Source organism: Paenibacillus sp. FSL H3-0310 (genome assembly GCF_038002785.1).
Classification (GTDB): domain Bacteria; phylum Bacillota; class Bacilli; order Paenibacillales; family Paenibacillaceae; genus Paenibacillus_AQ; species Paenibacillus_AQ odorifer.
This window is the reverse complement of record NZ_JBBODC010000001.1, coordinates 2,985,203-3,005,189: the sequence shown is the minus strand read 5'-3', so window position 1 is coordinate 3,005,189 and position 19,987 is coordinate 2,985,203. Positions and strand designations below refer to the sequence as shown.

The following is a 19,987-nucleotide window of genomic DNA, read 5'->3' as shown; positions in this document are numbered from 1 at the left end:
TTAAAAACGTCTATTGTGAAAGGGAAAATTTATATGAATGAGGCTTCAATTTTATTGGTTGATGATGAGGTATCGCTTTTAGACATTATGGAGACAGTGCTGCGTAAGGAAGGCTACGCCAATATAGATACAGTGCAAACAGGTGAAGAAGCAGTAAGTGCCTGTGAATCCAAAAAATATGATTTAATTGTGCTGGATGTAATGCTGCCCGGACGAAGTGGTATCGAAATCTGCCCTTTTATCCGTCAGACGACGGATGCCCCTATTCTTTTTCTGACTGCTCGAACGTCTGATTTCGATAAATTAACGGGATTTGCTATAGGCGGAGATGATTATATTACCAAGCCCTTTAACCCGCTTGAAGTGGTGGCTCGTATAAGAGCACAACTGCGGAGATATTTTGCTTCTGCTAACCAACAGGCTACTGGCAAGAGTGTAGAAATAGTCCCCCATAAATCTGCAAATGTATATGATTACGGAAGGTTTAAGCTAGATGAGACAGCGGGAGAACTCCTGGTAGAGGGTCAGTCTGTTGCTTGTCCGGCACTTGTATTTCAACTGCTGGTCTTCTTATGCAAACATCCCAATCAGATTTTCAGCAAAAGTGAGTTATATGAGAAAGTATGGGGCGATGAAGCACTGAGCGATGATAATACGGTCATGGTTCATATTCATCGAATTAGAGAACGTATCGAAGCAGACCCGTCCGATCCAAAATTTATTGTTAACGTTAGGGGTCTTGGTTATAAGCTGGTGAAGGTAGACCGCCAGGAGTTGTCCATGCCATGAATATCAAACGTCGGTTAACGTTAAGGTTCGTTCTACAGCTAGCAATTACGGGAATGGTTGTTCTCGCTATTGCAGCAGTAACGTTTACTTGGATGCTGTTGCGTTTTCTCGATATCAGTATTACGCGTGATTTTGCGAATGTTGGCTTAGAGCAACTGGTTGAATCCTCCAAAATTGATGAGAAGGGCATTCAATTTTCCCCGAGCTTGCTGGAGCAAGTGAAGAAGAATAAGGGCTGGCTGCAAAACATCGATGAAAATGGAAAAGTTGAAAGTGCCTACAACACTCCAAAAGATGTCCCAATTCAATATGGACCGGGTGAAGTAGTCGCCTATTGGACAGGGACTCAGCCTTTTCCGTATACTCTGGCTGTATGGATTCAAGAGAAAAATGGGAGACAATTCACGCTTCTTTATGGCGCGCCAAATATACTAGATCCTCTGTTAAAAAAAATGAGCGAAGGTACATTTGATGCAGTAGATGGAGATCTGGTTCTGCCTGATTCGATTGAAAGAGAAATTAAATCATCACAGGCTTTTGTTCAACTCATCGATTCATCGGGTACGGAGCTGCTCTCCTATAATAGGCCAAAGATGATTCCCACCAAGTACTCAGTGCCAGAGCTAGCACTACGCACTCTCTACAGTGAACGTTACGGCTATCATGTCCGATCTTCTTTTGATAAACAAACGGGCCAAACATGGATCGTTGGACAACCGAACGTAAAGGGTGCAGATACAGGACAAAAGGTATGGGTACCTGAAGAGGTTAAAATTGTTATTAAAGGCTCATTAGCAATGCTCGCGGCTTTATTGCTTGCATTTATATTGCTTTCTTTATGGCAAGCTCATAGGTTTGGAGCGCCAATGCTGCATATGCTTGTATGGCTCGATTCCATTGGAAATGCCATATATACAGAGCCTATGGACCGTAAAGGAAATCGTCGTAGTCGAACCCACGTAGGTAAATGGAGGCGGAGATACCGGGTTTTTTCTGATGTTATGGTATCCATAGAGAAATTATCTGCTAATTTGAAGAGAGATCAGGCGTTGCGGCAACAAACAGAGAATTTGAGGGAAGAATGGATCGCAGGTGTTACACATGATTTAAAAACTCCTTTATCTTCTATAACTGGTTATGCCCATTTACTGGCGGAGCCTTCGTATGATTGGTCGAAAGAGGAAGTTCGCAAGTTTACAAGGACGATGCTGGATAAATCAGCCCATATGGACATGCTGATCAGTGATCTTGCCATGACCTATCGGCTAAAAACAGGGATCAAGCCACCAGAGCTGATGGAGGTGGAATTGAACTCTTGGCTACATCAAGCCCTTGATCAAGCTGCTGCAAGTCCCGAATATGGGAAGCAACGAATTATATTTGTGCCGGCACCAAACGAAGTGAGAGCCCGATTGTATACTCCATGGCTAGAGCGGGTGGTCAACAATTTGACTGCGAATGCTTTACTTCATAACCCCTCAGATACGATTTTAACGGTTTCACTAACTATGAATGATGAGGACAGTGGATTTACTATTCAATTCTCCGATGATGGCGATGGAATGGATGAAGTCACACTTAACCGTCTATTTGAACGTTATTATCGAGGAACGGACACGGTATCTAGCTCCAACGGATCCGGCCTTGGCATGGCGATCTCCAAGGGATTAATCGAATGTATGGAGGGCAGGATTGCTGTTGAGAGTAGCCCTGGACAAGGGACCATTATTAAGTTGAGTTGGAGCTGATCATAGAACCAGCGTTTTTCCTAACGGAAATGACGGTGGTTTTTTTGTTGTGAATATAGTTTTTTAATTCTTCTGTTTATTATCCAGCCAGAGTTGGGATCATAAATAAGTTGACATCTAAACTTATTGTAACTACAATAGTTACAGGTAGTGGTTAAAAATAAATTTATCATCCTAATTTGAGGAGGAAGTAAAAATGAAAATAGCAATAACAGGAGCAACAGGTCAATTCGGATCATTGGTGATAGAAGCTTTACTTAAAACTGTACCCGCAGGTGATCTTGTAGTTAGTGTGCGGAACCCAGAAAAAGCAAGTGATCTTCAGGCGCGTGGAGTGGAAGTCCGTCATGGTGATTTTGATCAACCTGAGACGCTGGAATCAGCATTTGCCGGTGTGGATCGACTATTAATTGTATCTGCAGATGGTGATAATGAAACCCGGATTCGTCAACATAAAGCAGCTGTTGCTGCTGCGGAAAAAGCGGGCGTTGGCTTCATTGCCTACACAAGTGTAGGACAAGCAGACAAGAGTGAACTATTTCTTGCTGAAGTTCACCGCATCACCGAAGAAGCTATTCGCGCAACTGGCATTCCTTACAGCTTCCTCCGTAATAACTGGTATTTGGAGAATGAGATCGGCTCCATTCAAGGCGCTCTAGCAGGTGCCCCATGGGTGACTTCAGCAGGGAATGGTAAAGTTGGCTGGGCTACACGCGGAGATTATGCAGAAGCTGCAGCTAATGTACTGACAGGTGACGGACATGAGAACACAGTGTATGAATTGTCTGGCAACCCTTTAACACAAGAGGAATTGACTGAGATCATAGGCAGTGTAATCGGTAAAGAAATCAAAGTAATCCAGGTTGACGACGAGGCTTATGCCAAGACCATGTCGGAGGTGGGTGTCCCAGAAGCTGCGCTTCCAATAGTTGTAGCTATACAACGTGGGATTCGTGAAGGTTGGCTTAATATTGAAAGTAGCGATTTAGAGAAACTGCTGAAACGTTCAGCTACTCCTCTTGCGGATGTCATTCGTGTTATGGTCGGTAATTTACAAGCATAATAATATAAAAGATAAAAGGCTTCCTCGAGGTTGAAAAACCAGTGAGGAGGCCTTTTTTTGTGTTGATAGAGGATGAATCAAATACATAACTTTTCACTATTTTGCCTTGTTCATAATTGTGTTAGTTTAGTTTAACTAGTTATACTAAAAGAAATGGAAGATACTTTGAGTGAGTACATAATCTGGCGAATAAGCGAAGGAGATGATTACAAATGAAAAGAAATATCTTGGTGGTATCGGGAGCGGCGGTTGTTGCATTAGGTGCGTATTTGTTATTGGGAGGTATCGATAAGGATACGCCTTCAGCACAAGATACAACCGACATTAAGCAATTAGTGCAAGAATATAGTTCAAGCAGTCTGGAAAACCTGTCCGCGTCTATCACTTCTGAGCAACTTATTGTAACCGATAGTAACAATAAAGAGAAAACTTACGACTTGCCTAAAGATGAGTTTTTTGTTTCTATAGCTCCATATGTGGAGAATACGCATCCTTGCGCAACACATAGCTTGACTGGCTGCCAAGGGGAATTAACGGATGATGAGTTTAAAGTATATATCGAAGACAGCGAAGGCAATGTGATTGTGGATCAAGAAATGAAATCGCTATCTAACGGATTTATTGATCTTTGGTTACCCCGGGACAAAAAATATAACGTAACCATTGAGCAGGATGGAAAAGCAGCAAAATCTGAGCTTTCCACTTTTAAGAGTGATAATACATGTGTTACCACTATGCAATTGGCAGAAAGTATCTAAAAAGTTGCAGAGAGAAGACTTGAAAAACGAATGCTCAGCAGGATGTTTCTTAAGCGATGTCGAAGTCGTTATTCATAATCCAATTAGATCTTCCTTCTGATGTATTCTGTATTGGACTTTCGCCAAATGTCCATCGTATCGGACTCCATTGCAGCTATTTTAGATTTTCGCTGCATTTTTCAAGCTTATCGGACTGCATAGCTCTTATTGGCTTGTATTGGCACAGAATTGGAGTGTATTTAGGGAAATAACTGCATCTGGGTCCGATAACCTGGTGAAATGCTATAAATCTACGAAATAAGTGCACCTCGGTCCGATCTAGCGGAGAGTTAGAAAGTGTTTGGGAAAAGAAATCAAAAGTATCACACGAATGATCAAAAGAAATTGCTTTACAGAAGAGAGGAGAGAGATGAATGGTTAAAGAGCTGATCATTGGGGATGTTTTGCAAGAGCTGGCTGGTACACGTCGGATACTGGAGAAGCTGCCTCAAGAGAATATGACATGGAAACCACACTCTAAGTCAATGAGCCTGGGTGGGCTGGCCACACACCTCGTTAACCTTCTGAGCTGGCAATCTGCAATTCTACTTTACTCGGAGTTTGATTTGGCATCTGTGGCATATCGACGAGAAGCACTGGAGAGTCCCGACGCGGTTCTACAAGAGTTCGACCTGAAAGCTCGTGAGATTGAGGAATTAATTACTGCAAGCAATGTGGAGATGCTCGGCGCGGAGTGGACCTTGCGGAACGGGGAGCAGATCATCCGTCGTCAGACACGGGCAGCTGCGCTTCGTACCATCGGATTGAATCATATGGTTCACCACCGGGCGCAGCTTGGAGTTTATCTGCGGCTGCTTGACGTGCCGGTACCTGGTCTTTACGGACCCTCGGCTGATGATTTAGAATTAGCAAACGGTGAAGGTTGATAAGTGAGGAAGCCCTGCACTGCCAAGTAAGTTCAACATATAGCTCTTACCTGATATATTGGAGTATTAAGTTACCTCCAAACATAAGGTAATGGGCTTATTTACTTTTTTCTAGTATTACACTAAATAAAACTCACGGAGGATCGGAAAGTTTGGGTTGACACTTTAGCTAATTTGGAGATATTATAGATTCATTAAGTCTATGATGTGGCAAATATTTTTTTGGTTTAATAATAGACAAAAAGAGTCTTTAATATCTGCATATAGGAGATGATTCATATGATTTACGATTGCATTATTGTTGGTGGTGGCCCCGCAGGCTTGAACGCAGCCCTTGTTCTTGGTAGGGCAAGAAGAAAAATAGCTTTAATTGATAATAATCAGCCAAGGAATGCTGTTACCCATGCATCACATGGTTTTATTACAAGAGACGGGGTTACACCAGCCGAGTTTCGTCGCATTGCGTATGAGGAGGTACTACGTTATCCGTCAGTTGAGCATATCCAGACTGAGATTATTTCGATTAACAAAAATGATTCTGGATTTGCGGTACATGATTCGTTTGGTCGTCACATTGAAGCTCGCAGATTGATTTTGGCGACCGGGTTAAAGGAGGTCCTTCCTGAGATAGAGGGCTTACGACCATTATACGGAAAAAGTCTGTTTAATTGCCCGTATTGTGACGGCTGGGAATTACGAGATCAACCCCTTGTCGTTGTTTCCGAAAATCCACATGTTTTTCATATGGCAAAAATGCTGCTCAATTGGAGTAAAGATTTGGTTATCTGCACGAACGGCAAGACATTCCTTTCAGATGAACAGAAAAAAAGTCTTGAGGCCAAGGGGGTTGTAGTCAATGAACAATCAGTTTCCTCTTTTATGGGTCATGACGGGCAACTTCAGGCGGTTCGCTTTGCAGATGGTACTGAGATCTTAAGAACGGGAGGGTTTATTTCTCCGAATTTGATCCAAACGGCATCAATCGTAGATCATTTGACTGTAAAGCGGAATGATTCTGGTGGGTTTAGCACGGATGGTGCGGGGAGAACCTCGATTCCAGGATTATATTCGGCTGGAGATGTTTCTTATTTTATGCCTTCTCAGTTAGTGTATGCCGCGGCTGACGGGAGTCGGACAGCTATGAGTGTAAATATGGATCTTATAGAAGAAGAATTTGAACTTTTTTAACGAATTATGGGTAGGAAGTTGAAAATAATAAATATGCATGATAACATAATTACAAATTAATGATCGGAGTTGAAAAGTATAGTGTAGTAATTATTCTTGCGTCCCATGATGAATAAAACAACAACAATGGTTTATTTCGTTTGTTTTATTCTTTGTATGCAAGAAAGTTACTACTTCTTTTCACTCGAAAATATATCCATATCTAACTCCATTTGGGGCTGGATTTGCTGTATTTATTTGAGTCACAAGAAAGTAACTTTCTTGTGGCTTTTATTTTGTTAAAATACAGGAGGATTATTTTATGTCATTAATAAATGTCACAAATCTAACCTTTGCCTATGAAGGCAGCTACGATAACATATTTGAGAACGTAAACTTTCAAATCGATACCGATTGGAAATTAGGTTTTACAGGGAGAAATGGTCGAGGAAAGACTACATTTCTTAGCTTATTGCTTGGAAAGCATGAATACAGCGGTAATATTTCTGCTCATGTCAGCTTTGAATATTTCCCCTTTCAGGTGAATAACAAGGAGCTTAACACCATAGATGTGATCAGCGAGATTTTTCCGGATTATATTCATTGGAAGTTAATGCGTGAGCTTTCTTTGCTAAAGGTTTCTGAGGATGTGTTATATCGTCCCTTTGATTCATTGTCTAACGGAGAGCAAACGAAAGTGCTGTTAGCCACATTATTCATTAAGGAAAATAGCTTCCTGTTGATTGATGAACCTACAAATCATTTGGATATGACGGCAAGAAAGCTTGTCAGTAATTACCTCAATACGAAAAGTGGATATATTCTGGTCTCTCACGACAGATCCTTTCTTGATAATTGTGTGGACCACATCTTGTCAATTAACAAAACCAATATAGAGATTCAAAAGGGCAATTTTTCTAGCTGGTGGGAGAATAAAGTCAGACAAGATAACTTTGAGATAGCGGAAGACGAAAAACTTAGAAGAGATATCAAACGCTTGTCAGCCTCATCTAAACGAACAGGTAACTGGTCACATGAGGTGGAAAAAACTAAAAATGGAACTAGGAATTCTGGATCTAAGTTAGATAAAGGTTATGTTGGACACAAGGCAGCTAAAATGATGAAACGCTCTAAAGCCATCGAGCAAAGACAGCAATCTGCCATCAACGAAAAGTCTAAGCTTCTTAAAAACATCGAAAATTCTGAGAACTTAGAGATTACGCAGCTTGCTTATCATAAACGTCATCTTGCGGAGCTGGACAATGTTTCGGTTTTTTACGGAGAGAAAAGGGTATGTTCAGAAGTAAGCTTTACCATTGAGCAGGGGGAGAGAATTGCACTCTCGGGTAAAAATGGTTCCGGCAAATCAAGTATCATCAAATTGATCTGCGGTGAGGAGATAGATTATACCGGCACCTTCACTAAGGATAGCCAGCTTATCATTTCCTACGTATCACAAGACACTTCAGATCTACGGGGCGATTTAACAGATTATGCTAGAGAGAATGGGATAGATGAAAGTCTTTTTAAATCTATTCTGCGAAAGCTTGATTTCTCCAGAATTCAATTTGATAAGGATATATCCACTTACAGTGGCGGCCAAAAGAAAAAAGTCCTGATCGCCAAAAGTCTTAGTGAAAAAGCTCATTTGTATATATGGGATGAACCGCTTAATTTTATTGATGTTATTTCACGTATGCAAATTGAGGAGCTATTGCTTGAATATACACCAACACTCGTTTTTGTGGAGCATGATCGCGAATTTTGCCATAATGTTGCCACGAAGATCATTGAACTTAGCTGATATTTTTAACATCGATTGAAAATTTCCAACTCTAACAGACCAATATTATTATATTAATAAAGATAATTATTATATATATTACAGTTATCCAATGTACTATAATGGTATAGTTAAACTTTATGATATGTAATTGATGCCTAAAGAAACAACCTATAGAATTGAACAACAGGAGGAAACAAGTTGAGTACACAGAGTGTGGGAATTCCATTAGAAGGTTTTGCAGAATTTAGCCGGACGGTAGCAGCAGAAGGTGCGGTACTGTTGAAGAATGATCATCAGGTGCTTCCGCTTGGTGAAAGTGATAATGTTGCTGTTTTTGGCAGAACTCAAGTGAATTATTATCGCAGTGGTACTGGTTCGGGCGGTAGTGTTCATGTTACTTATACGACCAACCTGCTGGGCGGTCTTCGCAGTAAAAAGAACCTTACGGTCAACGAAGATTTGGCAGCATTATATGAGAAGTGGATTGAGCAAAATCCATTTGATAATGGTGGCGGCGTTTGGGCTGCAGAGCCATGGAACCAGAAGGAAATGCTTTTATCCGACGAATTGGTAGCTGAGGCTAGAAGTAAATCGAACAAAGCAATCATTGTAATCGGACGTACAGCAGGAGAAGATCAGGATAATGTCGATGGTTCAGGAAGCTACCAACTAACAGCTGATGAAAAAGCGATGCTGAAGCAGGTAACTACATATTTTGAGCAAACGATTGTTGTACTGAACGTCTCTAATATTATTGATATGAGCTGGCTGAACGATGAAAGCTATAAAAATCCGATTTCGTCTGTCATCTACTCTTGGCAGGGGGGAATGGAAGGTGGTAATGCAATTGCGGACGTGCTGGCTGGAGAAGTAACTCCAAGCGGAAAATTAACAGACACGATCGCATATTCCATCAACGATTACCCGTCAACACACAACTACGGTAATGAATTTACAAACCTTTATCAGGAAGATATCTATGTTGGTTATCGTTATTTCGAGACATTTTGCCCAGAAAAGGTTCAATATGAATTTGGTTATGGAATATCGTATACCACGTTTAAGCTCGAGCCAGAAGAAGCTAAACTTATTTACAAAGCTGGCGAACTTAATGTTGAAGTCGGCGTAACCGTAACTAATACAGGAACTACCTTTGCTGGAAAAGAGGTTGTTCAGGTCTATTATGAAGCTCCACAAGGAAAATTGGGACAGCCTGCTAAAGCTTTGGCAGCCTTCGCAAAAACAGAAGTCCTTCAGCCAGGCGAAGCTCAACGTCTTACCGTGAGTTTCCCTGTTCATTCAATGGCTTCCTATGATGATGCTGGTGTGTCAGGGCATGCTTCCGCTTATGTGCTAGAAGAAGGCACGTACCGCATATTTGTGGGAACGAGTGTTAAAAAAGTGGAGGAAGTCAAGGTTGAAGGGAATAGCGGCTATGTCGTGGAAACTCTTCAAGTTGTGGAACAGTTACAAGAAGCTCTTGCACCCACGCAAAGCTTTACAAGAATGCAACCTGGTGTTCAAAAAGCAGACGGTTCATATGAACTTGTTTATGCAGAGGTTCCAACACGCAAGATTTCGTTAGCAGAACGGATCGAGAGCAATCTACCAACAACGATCTCCCAGACAGGCAATCAAGGGCATAAATTAAGAGATGTATTTGAACAAAAAGTTAGTATGGAAGCTTTTATTGCCCAGCTTAGTGACGATGATTTGGCTGCCATTGTACGGGGTGAAGGTATGAGCAGCCCATTGGTTACACCGGGTACAGCTTCTGCATTTGGAGGAGTAAGTGATAGTCTATATAACTTAGGAATCCCTGTTGCATGTACGGCAGATGGTCCTTCAGGAATTCGTATGGATAGTGGAGCAAAAGCGACTCAGGTTGCGATCGGAACGCTTCTTGCAGCTACTTGGAATGCCGAATTAGTCGAAGAGCTGTATGTGTTAGAAGGACAAGAGTTGGTACGAAACAACATAGACACCTTGCTTGGACCAGGTCTAAATATTCGTCGCAGCCCGCTTAATGGCCGCAACTTTGAGTATTTTTCTGAAGATCCTTTGATCTCTGGGGTGTTTGCCGCTGCATGTACACGTGGGATTATGAAAGGTGGCTCTAATGCCACGCTGAAGCATTTTGCCTGCAATAATCAGGAGAAACATCGCAGTAAAGTGGACGCTGTTGTGTCGGAACGTGCGCTTCGCGAGATTTATTTGAAAGGTTTTGAAATTGCAGTGAAGCAGGGTGGAGCGAATTCAATTATGACCTCCTATAACCCTGTTAATGGACATTGGGCCGCTTCAAATTACGATTTGAACACTACAATTCTCCGCGGAGAATGGGGCTTCAAAGGTATTGTCATGACAGACTGGTGGGCTATCATGAATGATGTCGTTAATGGTGGAGCTGCAGACCGGAAATTTACAAATTGGATGGTCCGTGCACAAAATGACCTGTACATGGTTGTAGCTAACTATGGCGCCGAAATTAATGGATGGAATGACAACACCATTGAATCCTTGGAAAATGGATCTTTGACTAGAGGAGAGCTGCAACGTTCTGCAATGAATATTTGTGAGTTCATCATACATGCTCCAGTATTCTCGAGAAAACAGCAAATTGTTGAAACAGTTGAGTCCTTTAAGGCTAATCCTTCACTTACTGCAGAACAAGTACAATCCTTATCTCAAAATCCACAGGTTAAGCCAGCCGTTGAAGGATCGACTTTCTTTGAAGTTGGCCAAGCTGGACAATATCGGATCCTCGTGCATATCATGTCAACAGAGCCTGAGCTGGCTCAAAGTGCATGCAATGTTAATTTGAATGATCAATTGATGACAACCATTCAAACCAACGGGACAGAAGGTCAATGGATTAGACAAAAGCTTGTGAAAGTAGAACTCGAAGCAGGTCTTTATGAAATGAAACTGGAATTCATTAAACCAGGTTTACAGATCGACTGGATCGAATTTAATAAAGTTGACTAAGTAGCTCTAAATATAAGTTAAAGGAAAAACCCTGCGCTAATGCGTAGGGTTTTTCCTTTTGCTAATCGATTAGTTTAAAGTTGAAAATACCTTACTCTGCTTGGAACTGGAACCACTTAAAATCAAACTGGCTCCCCGGTAGAAATATAAAGGTGACGGTTTGCGGACCGGTTATGCGCTCCAATACAAATTCTCTTTCGCAATAATCACTTGACTGTGTAAACTCCACAAGCTGTCTCTTTTCACCCTCTGGTCCGCTAAATAGAATATGCAGAGTATTTTTATCGATAGGCGAATGCCCGCATAAGGTTAGTTTAGTGCTTCCAGTATGACCGAAGTCCATATCTTTAAAGATGAGAGAGACGTTGTTACCAATATTTTTGATTTGTCCATCTGCCAGCGTAAAGGAATCCCCATAAATCTGATTGTATTCCAGAACGTTAAGTTGTTCGTACGCTTTTAAAGGCTTGTTAAACTGAAAGCCCTTGAGATGAATCTTTTTATGAAGAACAAAACAAAGGGTGGTGACACCTTTTATTCGCTCAGGTAATGGGTAGGTCTCCTCTTGATATACATTCCATATGGATGGTTTTTGATAGGTTACCTGTGTCAGCAGAGCTGCGTTTGGAGCATCCGGTGTACCTTTCCATATATCAATCGTATATTTATCGTTATCTAGCGCGAAGATAGGAAGGGTAAGTTCAGTAGCTCCATAATCACCGAAATCGATGTTGTCAAAACAGATCCAGCTTTCTCCTTCTCTTGCAGTAGCCACTCCGCGTTCATTCCCATTTGTTAAGTTCCGGCTCGTATTGCTATGATAACCAGCGGAAACAAACTCATAAGGATTCAAAAAGGCAGCTCCCATATCTCGAATATGGAATTCCATAAGCGAATACAGGCGCACTTGATCTGCACCGTTTTTCGTTGCACACCGTACATAGACGTCTCCGTCTCCCAAAGCCGAAATTACTGCTTCATGCCCATTTGCCTCAAGAACGGCTATATTAGCGTCAATACCGGCAGCATTCGTAACTCGCCATTCAATTTCCTGATAGGTTGCGTTCTCTGGATGAATTTGCACACGAACCGGAAGTGAACGGGTGTCCTTCGTTAGTTGATTTCCTTGCGGGCATATGATTTCCAGCTTGCGAACGGGAATTTCATCTGATAAATAGTTTTGGGATAACTCGCTCACATCCGATAGTGATTGTGATGAGTGTTGATAAAGTACAAGCTCTTCGTCCTTAGAATGATCTAGCTCTCGTGCTTCCGAAGTCAGTGTAAGCTCAGCAGACTGTAAGCCATGGGAAGATGCACGTACAACGATTGTACCTGACTCCAATGAAGAGGCAATGACCGCAAGCAATTTGCCGCTGAACATCCGGCGACTTGTTCCTTTATATGAATCGTAGTCAGTGCTGTCACCATTATCCAAACCAACAAGACGCCCCGGTCCTTCTACAGAGATTTGAATACGATTATTGGCGTTCTCCACGGGACGTCCTTCTTGATCGAGGGTCGAGATCTCCACAAATACCAAGTCCGATCCGTCAGCAGTCATCTGAGTTTTATCAGGATTCATGACCACAGTGGCCGAATCTCCGAAAGAAGTTACCGTATCATCAGCGATCTGTACTCCGTGTTCATCATAAGCGACTGCTCGGAGAGTACCTTTGCTATAGGGGAGCTGCCATTCCCCAAGCAGCTTTTTACCATGTTTATGGTCAATGTTAACCGTGCCCATGGATTGATCATTAAAGAACAATTCGATTTGTGGTGCGTTGGAGCATACTCGCACATCAATAAGCTGCCCTTCAGAGAAATCCCAGTACGGAAAAATATGAATCATCGGGGCGACCTTGTAATCCGTCCATTCTGCTTGATAAATATAATAGGAATCCTTTTTGAATCCTGCGGTATCCAGTTGACCGAAATACGAGTTTTTAGTGAAGTACGGAGTCGGCTCCCCAATATAGTCAAATCCAGTCCAAATAAATTGTCCAGGTGAGTAGGTCGCATCACGATCTGCGATGATGCAAGCTTCTGTGTTTTTGGCACCCCAGCTAGTAGAACTGTTCCCTAAGGCTGAGCATTGTTCATCATCGTCAGACAATACAGACTGAGCATAAGGGAAGTGGTAGATGCCTCTGCTCTGTACAGTAGACGAAGTTTCACTACCATAAATAATCCAGTCGGGATGTTCCTCATGATGCTGGTCATAGTATTTTTCGGCATAGTTATACCCTGCGAACTTCACTAGATCTGCGCATTTCTGTGCATTCTCCCATGGCATATAGTTGGAACCGATAGTAACCACTGCATTTCCTTTAGGGTCATGAACCTGCACCAGATCACGTAATTCTATGGTTAACTCTTGGCCGCGTTCATCGGCATGGGTGTCGTATATTTCATTTCCGATACTCCACATGAGCATGGAGGGGCGATTTCTATCCCGGCGTACCCAGCTGGCAATATCTTGTTTCCACCAATCCGGATAAAATCTGGCGTAGTCAAAAGGAGTTTTACTGCGTTCCCACATATCGAATGCTTCGGAAACTATGAGCACGCCCATCTCATCCGCTAGTTCCATCAGTTCAACGGCTGGCATATTGTGGGCCGTACGAATAGCGTTTACGCCCATCTCCTGCAGGAGGATAATCTGTCTTTTTAGAGCTGCCTTATTAACCGCAGCCCCCAAACATCCCAAATCATGATGTTGGCATACGCCATGAATCTTCACCTTTCGGCCATTCAAAAAGAAACCTTGTTGGCTGTCAAACTCCATCGTACGGAATCCGAAGGTTTGGATTTCTTCTTCTATTACCTGATCATTCTCCAGCAGTTCAGTTTTTAGGGAATAGCAGTAAGGCTGGTTAATATCCCAGAGCATTGGATTATTGACGGATAAGAGGGCAGAGCTGGATACAGCAGACCCGACTTGTACTGGACTTTCATTTTCTGCATGAGAGATACAGATACCTGAAGCGTCCAGTATACTGTGACGAATTATGTAGTGTTTTTCGCTTTGCAATAGATCATTGCACAAGACTTCGGTATCTACCTCAACATTCCAGGAATCCTCTTTTTTGTGAGTAGAGATATAAATACCATCAGGCACAATATGTGTCCCCGGATACGTCTTCAGCCATACACTGCGATAGATGCCCGCACCAGAATACCAGCGTGAATTAGGAGACTCATGAACCACTTGAACATAGATTTCGTTGATACCTTCAATAATGTATGGCGTGATATCTATTTCAAAAGTGGAGTATCCATTTTTCCAGACGCCTGCGATATGGCCGTTCACATAGAGAGTGGAGTCCATGTATACGCCTTCAAAACGAAGCGAGACAAGACTATTTGGCACTTTCTCATCTATAACTATGCTTTTACGGTACCAGCCTTCTCCGCTTTCATATAGATTATGTGTATCAAAAATTAGCCAGTCATGGGGTAAGGTTACGTCGATCCACTCCGAATCAGCTGCTATCACCGATTCTAAAGTGGACTTAAGCGGCTGTTTGCTGAATAACCAGTCATTATTTAATCTTGTTTTCTGACTCATGAATGAAGTTCTCCTTTATCTTTGGAAAATTTAGAAGTGGTTATTAACGATGTGAATGATTTCCGTAAAGCCTTTTGTATTCTTTTTTATCATATCAAAGATTTTGCAAAAAGACATTCACGAAGAAGAGTAAAAAAACTGTAATAACAAAGCTATTGAAATCGCATTCAAAATGATAACATGCCATTGGTAAATTATCTATTTATTTCTTAATATATCTTTTATTGCGGAGGATGAAATTTATACAAAAACAGTACTAATGAACAATACAGAGAAGTATCTCTGGTCTATGAAAAATGTTATTGCTACAGAAGCTAATGAAAGTGAGGGAAATTGCCTGGTACACCGGCTAAGATGTGTTGGGCTTATCGCTGATTTAATACTTTACAAATACTTGTCTGCATGTACTTGTGTTTGTTCGAATAAGTTAGAAAGAAGGACAGGACAAACCATAGGTGGAGATGCGTATAAATGGGGATGCGTAAACAAAGTTTTATTCGTGGCACGTTCATATTAACCGTGTCGTCATTTTTCACAAAAGGGCTTGGTTTTTTGAACGGAGTCTTGCTGGCACGTTTTTTGGGAGCAGAGGGAGTAGGGCTGCTTATGATTGCTCATCCACTGCTTCCCTTATTTATTACGCTGACAGAGCTGGGGCTTCCTGTTGCGATTTCAAAGCTTGTATCGGAAGCTGAGGTTAAGCAGGATGAAGCGCGAGTAAAGCGTATTCTCACAGTATCCTTAAGCATTACGGGTACGTTGAGTATTATATTAACTTTAGTGGCTCTATTAGGCTCAAAATGGATCGCATCGATTTTTTTGGCCGATCAGCGGGCGTATTATGCTATGGTTGCTATTACGCCGATCATTCCAATTATTGCGATGTCTGCTGTACTGAAAGGTTATTTTCGTGGAAAACAGAACATGAACCCACTTGCCTTTTCCGATATTATTGAGAATCTGGCGCAAATCATTGTCATTATCGGTGTTGTCAACGTATTGTTGCCCTACGGTATTGCCTATGCGGCTGCTGGCGCAATGGCTGCCTCCGTTGTTGGGGAAGGTTTTGGTTTGCTCTATTTGTTTGCTGTTTTCAAATGGGCAAATCGAGGTAAGGTCAAAACCTCTCCACCACCTACGTCAAGAATTTCACTTAAAGGAGACAGTACGTTGAGAGATTTGCTGCGTATCGGCTTACCGATGACAGGCAGCGGTTTTATTCATTCGCTCTATCATGCCTTTCTACCACTGCTGATTACGAAAAGTCTAGTACTGTTTGGTGTAGGTGTTGAGATGGCGACCAAGCAATTCGGACTTCTAGCGGGTTATGCTCTTCCCATGTTGTTTCTCCCCAGCTTCTTCACACAATCGTTGTCGACTGCATTAATTCCGGCGATCAGCGAAGCAAGTGTGAGCAACAATAGCAAGCTTATGCATAATCGGATGGATATGGCTATGCGATCCGCGCTTATAGTAGGTTTCCCATGTACAATCATCCTGTACTTATGGGCTGTACCCTTAACAACTATGATCTATCATTCGCCAGAAGCGGGCGAGCTGCTAAGGTTAATTGCACCCTTATTTTTTCTTTATTATTTCGGAGCGCCACTGCAAGCAATTTTGCTTGGTTTGGGGAAAGCATCAACCGTTATGTGGAATCATATTCTTACGAATATTTTTGAAGTGATTGCGATCTTTGTTCTAGGTTCTAATATTGGAATCGAAGGGGTGGCCATGGGATTCGGACTGGGGCTCTTGCTGCTGACACTGTTGAATTTTTTATCTGTGGCAGGAACGATCGGGTTTTATTTTGACTTTCGTATTGTATTCAAGGTGGGAGCAGGAGGAATTGTCATGGCGCTTAGCGGGTTGGCGGCTCACGGAATTCTGGAAAGATTGCACCTGGGGCAGGTCATTGAACTGTTCGGAGCGTTGCTTGTTTCGTTAATCACCTATGCAGCAACATTGCAGGTAACCCATGCGTGGGAAAGGGCACCGAAACCACCAACGATTACACCTGTTTCTTGAAAAGGAATATTTCTGATATTCCGGTACCGTGCTCCAAAAAGTAAATTGAGTAATAATGCAACCCTCTGTGTACCAGTATGGGGGCGGATGAAGGTAACGGATGGGGAGCAGCGAGATGTTTAACTGTATTTTGTGCAGCTATAATCGTTCAAAACAGTTGTGTATTGAAAATAGCTGTATTTCTTACATCTATTCTCACGAGTTAAAGCCTATTAGGTGATTTCTCTTGATTTTAATTGTATAGAATGCAGTTAAAGTCGGAGTTATTCCCTAGCAATATGGATTAAGTGTATAAAATACAGTTATCTCATTAGATTGCGTTAAAATCTTGCGCTACAAATATACGGAGTGGGGATATCAGAAGTTACAGTCATAATTTGCTCAGGCAAACCGCCAGTGATCCAAAATATCAGGCAACGATCCTTGATTATCGGAGATTGCTGCCTAATTGACCATGTGTTAACTACGCTCAATTGCCTCAAAGCAAAAATGGAGTCTATCTCATAAGTAATTTAAGTAATTCCTATTGGGATGATTCATATGGCAAGTTGGATTGATTAGGTAACATTTTGCGCACACGTATTTGCTATCGGACACAGCTGACCTTAAGAGCAGATTTAGCTTACATTTGGAATTTTATCGGACCCCATCGCAGTTATTACCATGAAAAAAACCAAAAATGGCTCTCTTTTTGAGGAATAGTTGCACTGGAGTCCGTAACCTAACTAAAAATCCTAAAAACAAGCAAATAGCGTCTTCTGAGTCCGAAAAGCTCTAAACTTGATCAAGACTGGGTGATTTAGGTAGGTGCAACGGATAAAAGCATTCGACCCCCGGTTCATAACAGCAAAGCAACAATTCTCCTATAACGGATGATCGCTGCTCTGCTGTTTTTTACTAAAAGAAATAGTAGGCGGTCTTTATGGAAAGAAAACATGTAGTATAGTTTGAACAGATGAATACGTACTGGAGCAAGTTATTGGAGAGGGTAGGGGAGCTGATATACCAATCCCATGGCATTTAATGAATGATTTGGTTGCGTTACTGGTTCGTACCCGTTTACGGACTGACTGTAATGGAGATGTATACTATTAAGTAAGTACTGATAAGGAGAGTTTGTCGTAAAGGACGGCAAATGGTGCGATTCAAGCTTTTACGAGACAGTTAAAAAGTGGAGCAGGACAACGCTAGTTATTACCGAGTATTACCGAGTACTAACCTTGACCGTATTTTTTTCTGTAATGACTCAGTGTGAGTAGTGGCCAGATATACCGATAACTATGATAATTGGAATAGAAATTACCGGGGAGACCAGCGCCAGTGGGATAAGAAGTTTTCCAATCCTCTTCATGAATAGACGTGATTAGTCTTTGAATTCCTTTTTCCACCGCAGCTGTTGGCTCTGGCTGAACGGCGATAATCGCATCAAGTGCCCAGGCGGTTTGTGAAGGTGTGCTTTCTCCTAAAGGAACATATTGTAGTAGCCGGTCGCTGTGACAAGACTCTCCCCAACCGCCGTCCGAGTTCTGAATGCTTAGAAGCCACTTCACTCCTTTTTGCAATGTATCATGATTTATAGGCAGCCCAACAGCCTGCAGGCCTGTTAATGATGCCCAAGTGCCATAAATATAACAAACACCCCATCTTCCATACCACGAACCATCCTTCTCCTGATGTTGAATCAGCCATTTTGTACCCCTTTTAATGAACTCGTGTTGTGTATTTAAACCAGCGAAGTTTCCGAGAAACTCCAAAGTTCGTCCGGTAAGATCTGCTTCCGAAGGATCAATGGCTGCAGATTTAGCACCATCGATAGCGAGCCATGTGAGCATTTCTTTATTGGTGTTTTTTTCGAATGCCGGCCAGCCGCCGTCGTTATTTTGCATCGATAGGACCCAATTCAGTCCGCGATTCCATGATTCCAGATATGAAGGGTGAATGGTTGATAAGCTTCGGATGGCTCGCAAGGCTGCCGTTGTATCATCTACGTCCGGATTGATTGTATTAGACTCAGAGAATCCCCATCCACCGGGAACTATATCCGGATTATGGATGCTCCAGTCAGCAGTTTTATGATGCTGTTTATCCAGAAGATAAGAAGCAGCGTGTTTTATTTTTTTGTGATCAACTGGAATTTGTGCCTCTTGTAAAGCATAGGAGATTAACGCTGTATCCCATATTGTAGATGGAGAGTTTTGAATTGTAGTATTATGATTTGATTGGCATTGCAGCGCGGTGAGACCTCGAATGGCCTGTGTAATTATCGGATGCTGCCGATCATAATCGAGAGCAAGCAGGGCAAAAACCATAAGAATTGTACTGCTGGCATAGCTGTAAAAGGTACCGTCGGATTCGATTCGCTGGAGCATATATTGCTCCGCTTTGTTTTTGGCAGCTTCATGTATGTAGTGTGGACTCCCGAGTAATCTGCTCAAACCCATTTGAATAACATCCTGCATCTCCTGATATCCACGGGTAGGCGATTCATCTCTATCCAATCGTGTCTCCATAAGATCTGACAGATCAGGAGCATGGGCTGTAGTGATCGAAAATCGCCGATCGGCCATAATGAGCATAGGAGTGAGGTGTACCCTAGAGTAGCCAGAGAATTCGAAATAGTTAATAGGGAAGTAAGAGGGAAACAAAAGCACCTCCAGTGGAATCGAAGAAATTGCTAAAGGCCACTTGCTTTGACCCGTTGCAGCGAGTATGACTCTAGTTAAGATACTTGTGACTTTGCCTAATCCACCTTTAGACAGTATATAACGTTTAGCCCGCAGTATTGGCTCGTCTGTTATCTTACTGTATCCAGAATAGAGCAGGGCATAATAAGCTTCGACTGATGTGGATAAGTTCCCAGCTTCTTCGTCCTTATATAACTGCCAGCAACCCTCTCGCTGTTGTGCATCAAGAATGCGATCATGTAGCTGCCGAATGAGCGTTTCATTCTGCAGGTTCAACACCCTAAAGAGAATGATCATATAAGCATCGATCACAATCCCGTTCTCAAAACAAAAATGCCATGAGCCGTCATCCTTCTGCTGTTGTAGCAAGAACGTTGACAAACGTTCGATTTCTTCATCTACTTTACTTAGTATATCCGTCATGTTTTGGGTTCCTCCGAAGGCATTATTTTTAACATTATATGAAGTCGGAGAACAGG

The 19,987-nt window shown here is 42.1% G+C and carries 11 protein-coding genes; 9 read left to right on the top strand and 2 right to left on the bottom strand.

Annotated features, from left to right (window positions below):
• Nucleotides 1-33: 33 nt before the first annotated feature.
• The 8 genes from MHH63_RS13435 (at nucleotide 34) to MHH63_RS13400 (ending at nucleotide 11,225) form a co-directional block, all read left to right on the top strand.
• Entirely contained in the window at nucleotides 34-789 is a 756-nt protein-coding gene (locus tag MHH63_RS13435) for a response regulator transcription factor (RefSeq protein WP_076125728.1), read from the top strand.
• Nucleotides 786-2,537: a sensor histidine kinase gene (locus MHH63_RS13430; protein WP_076302055.1), complete on the top strand. Its 1,752-nt coding sequence runs from the start codon at nucleotides 786-788 to the stop codon at nucleotides 2,535-2,537. The genes MHH63_RS13435 and MHH63_RS13430 overlap by 4 nt, the downstream gene beginning before the upstream one ends.
• Nucleotides 2,538-2,733: 196 nt before the next feature.
• Nucleotides 2,734-3,600, top strand: a complete 867-nt coding sequence (locus tag MHH63_RS13425; protein WP_076184560.1) for an SDR family oxidoreductase — start codon at nucleotides 2,734-2,736, stop codon at nucleotides 3,598-3,600.
• A gap of 212 nt (nucleotides 3,601-3,812) precedes the next feature.
• Nucleotides 3,813-4,358 carry a CueP family metal-binding protein gene (locus tag MHH63_RS13420; protein ID WP_076125722.1) on the top strand — a complete coding sequence of 182 codons (546 nt, stop codon included), beginning with the start codon at nucleotides 3,813-3,815 and terminating at the stop codon, nucleotides 4,356-4,358.
• Between the two features lie 413 nt (nucleotides 4,359-4,771).
• Nucleotides 4,772-5,284 (top strand): DinB family protein, encoded by a 513-nt coding sequence (locus MHH63_RS13415; RefSeq protein ID WP_076125721.1) that lies wholly within the window; start codon nucleotides 4,772-4,774, stop codon nucleotides 5,282-5,284.
• Between the two features lie 279 nt (nucleotides 5,285-5,563).
• Nucleotides 5,564-6,472: an NAD(P)/FAD-dependent oxidoreductase gene (locus MHH63_RS13410; RefSeq protein ID WP_341171660.1), complete on the top strand. Its 909-nt coding sequence runs from the start codon at nucleotides 5,564-5,566 to the stop codon at nucleotides 6,470-6,472.
• Between the two features lie 301 nt (nucleotides 6,473-6,773).
• Nucleotides 6,774-8,255, top strand: a complete 1,482-nt coding sequence (locus MHH63_RS13405; RefSeq protein ID WP_341171659.1) for an Lsa family ABC-F type ribosomal protection protein — start codon at nucleotides 6,774-6,776, stop codon at nucleotides 8,253-8,255.
• Nucleotides 8,256-8,435: 180 nt separating this feature from the next.
• Nucleotides 8,436-11,225 (top strand): glycoside hydrolase family 3 C-terminal domain-containing protein, encoded by a 2,790-nt coding sequence (locus MHH63_RS13400; protein ID WP_341171658.1) that lies wholly within the window; start codon nucleotides 8,436-8,438, stop codon nucleotides 11,223-11,225.
• A 91-nt stretch (nucleotides 11,226-11,316) separates the two neighbouring features.
• On the opposite strand, the gene MHH63_RS13395 is transcribed toward MHH63_RS13400, so the two are convergent.
• Complete coding sequence (locus MHH63_RS13395; RefSeq protein WP_341171657.1) at nucleotides 11,317-14,796, bottom strand: sugar-binding domain-containing protein; 3,480 nt, start codon at nucleotides 14,794-14,796, stop codon at nucleotides 11,317-11,319.
• Nucleotides 14,797-15,267: 471 nt separating this feature from the next.
• Between MHH63_RS13395 and spoVB the strand changes: the two genes are divergently transcribed.
• Nucleotides 15,268-16,824 (top strand): stage V sporulation protein B, encoded by a 1,557-nt coding sequence (spoVB, locus tag MHH63_RS13390; RefSeq protein ID WP_340395611.1) that lies wholly within the window; start codon nucleotides 15,268-15,270, stop codon nucleotides 16,822-16,824.
• A gap of 1,214 nt (nucleotides 16,825-18,038) precedes the next feature.
• On the opposite strand, the gene shc is transcribed toward spoVB, so the two are convergent.
• Entirely contained in the window at nucleotides 18,039-19,931 is a 1,893-nt protein-coding gene (shc, locus tag MHH63_RS13385) for a squalene--hopene cyclase (RefSeq protein ID WP_341171656.1), read from the bottom strand.
• Nucleotides 19,932-19,987 lie beyond the last annotated feature (56 nt).